Origin of the sequence: Planktothricoides sp. SR001, from assembly GCF_001276715.1 — a bacterium.
In the GTDB taxonomy this organism is placed as follows: Bacteria; Cyanobacteriota; Cyanobacteriia; order Cyanobacteriales; family Laspinemataceae; genus Planktothricoides; species Planktothricoides raciborskii.
This window is the reverse complement of the sequence record NZ_LIUQ01000132.1, coordinates 1-2,481: the sequence shown is the minus strand read 5'-3', so window position 1 is coordinate 2,481 and position 2,481 is coordinate 1. Positions and strand designations below refer to the sequence as shown.

Here is a 2,481-nt window from a genome sequence, read left to right as displayed (position 1 = left end):
GTGCGATTCGTTCATGCAGAAAGCAGAGGGGAAACCCGAAGTGTGCGCGTGGTAATGGTCTCGGAAGACGTCGTGTACTAACAGGCCCCCCGCCTGGAGTCGTAAGTCACAACCATTATAACTGTGGATTTGTTGTCCTAAATGGAAGACAACTACCCGGATTTCCTGGAAAAAGAAGAATCTTAACAAAAGATTTAACAATTACCAGGGGTAGTTAGGCATCAGCCCCACCCGGAGACTCACTATTCACTGGTGTGAAGCGGGCTGAAACGGAGGTAACACTCAACCAGTGAGAGAATCCCTTCTAGCCAATTAGTCAAGGTCAGCCGAGAGGCAAATGTCCGACTTGAACCCTCTCAAATATTAAGTAGCGAAATCTGGTTGATACGCTGCGACCAAAAGGTCACGGGGAAAGGTGGTGAAATCTTTTATTCAACCACAAAGATACGGAGTTATATATCTCACGTAATAGCGGAATCCCAAAGTACCCAGGGGGAGAGGGCAGCATCCTAAAACTAATAATCCCTAATCCACGGAACGAAGTAAAACCCATGCCGGCTCTTAGGAGAGGTCGATTCTCCTAAGTAGTGATAAGTGTAAGCGCAAGCCACATGGGTGAGAGATACAGTGCAGAAGCCAAAGACCAGCCTAACAACTGGTATATGCAGACAGCCTGTGCCTAAGTTGAAATGTAGAGTTTCAAGTAGAAGTATATATGTCCAAAACACGACAAATGTTGATGGTGGAATGGAACGAAATCCCCTGGAAATCAGTACAGCGGAAAGTGTTCAAGCTCCAAAAGAGAATCTACAGAGCGGCTAGTAGGGGCGATGATGTCTTAGCAAAAGGGCTTCAGAAACTACTGTTAAAGTCATATTACGCCAAGTTACTCGCTGTAAGGCAGGTAACCCAACTCAACAGAGGAAAGAAGACAGCCGGGGTAGACGGGATAAAATCATTAACACCCGTACAAAGGCTCAGTCTGGCCTCAAAACTGAGATTGTCACACAAGGCAAAAGCAGTTCGGAGAGTATGGATACCAAAACCTGGACGGGATGAAAAACGCCCGTTAGGAATCCCTACAATGGAGGACAGAGCGCGTCAGGCATTAGTAAAAATGGCACTAGAACCATATTGGGAATCCAAATTCGAGGAGACCTCATATGGGTTTAGGCCAGGTAGGTCAACACACGACGCCGTAGCCAGAATATTTCTTGCTATAAACAAGAGACCTAATTACGTTTTGGATGCGGATATATCCAAGTGTTTTGACAAAATCGACCACACATACCTATTGAAAAAGCTCCAATGTCCATCAAGTATCCGACGCCAAGTTCGCGCTTGGTTACGAGCCGGAATCATGGACAAAGGAGCCTTTGAAGAACCAGTAGCAGGCACACCCCAAGGAGGGGTCATATCGCCACTACTTGCCAATATAGCACTAGATGGGATGATTCGCGAAGTGAATTCTAAATTTCCCAAGAAAGGAGTTTGCCCACCAGCCAGAATCATTCGTTACGCCGACGATTTTGTGGTTCTACACCCAGAATTGAAAGTCATCCTAGTAGCTAAAGCCGCAATCGAAACTTGGTTACAACCCGTTGGGTTGGAATTGAAGCCGGAGAAAACCAGGATATGTCACACTCTCAATCAGATGGTTGAAGAAGACGAATTGACTGTACCCCCCGGATTCGATTTCCTGGGATTCAACATCCGACAATATCCAGTTGGAAAACACAAATCAGGAAAAAACCCCCAAGGGAAACCACTGGGATATAAAACCCTGATTAAGCCAAGTAAGAAAGCAATCAAAGCCCACCATGTAGCCCTAAAAGCAGCAATCAAGACCCATAAAACAGCCCCACAAGCGGGACTCATTGGAAAACTAAATCCAATGATTAAAGGATGGGCAAACTACTACTCAGGGGTAGCAGCCAAAGAAACGTTTTCATCAGAAGACCACAACCTTTGGCAAATGCTCAGATCATGGTCAGTAAGTAGACGTGGAAGAAAACAAAAAGCCCAAGCAATACGCAAGTACTATCGTGAAGGCCGACATGGTAACTGGACGTTTGCCACAGCAGACGGACTAACACTATGGAAACACGCGGACGTCAAAATCAAACGACACACCTTAATCAAGCCTGATAAATCCCCATATGACGGAGATTGGGTTTACTGGAGTACCAGGCGAGGACAAGACATCGAAGCCCCTACAAGAGTGGCGAAACTGCTGAAAGAGCAGAAGGGTAAATGTCCATATTGCGGGCAATACTTCACAAGCAGCGACCTGCTTGAAGTAGATCATATCATTCCTAGAAGCCAAGGCGGAAAGGACGAATACAAAAACCTGCAATTGCTTCACGCTCATTGTCACGATTTAAAGTCAAGATATGACGGGAGCACCCAAGGACATCGGGAGGAAGAACTGCCACTCTGGTAGTCGTACCCATGTAAGGGGCCAACATAGGTAGGAGCCTA

1 protein-coding gene is annotated in these 2,481 nt (G+C 46.2%); it reads left to right on the top strand.

Annotated features, from left to right (window positions below):
* Positions 1-715: 715 nt before the first annotated feature.
* Positions 716-2,443: a group II intron reverse transcriptase/maturase gene (gene ltrA, locus AM228_RS28670; RefSeq protein WP_054470457.1), complete on the top strand. Its 1,728-nt coding sequence runs from the start codon at positions 716-718 to the stop codon at positions 2,441-2,443.
* Positions 2,444-2,481: the final 38 nt, after the last annotated feature.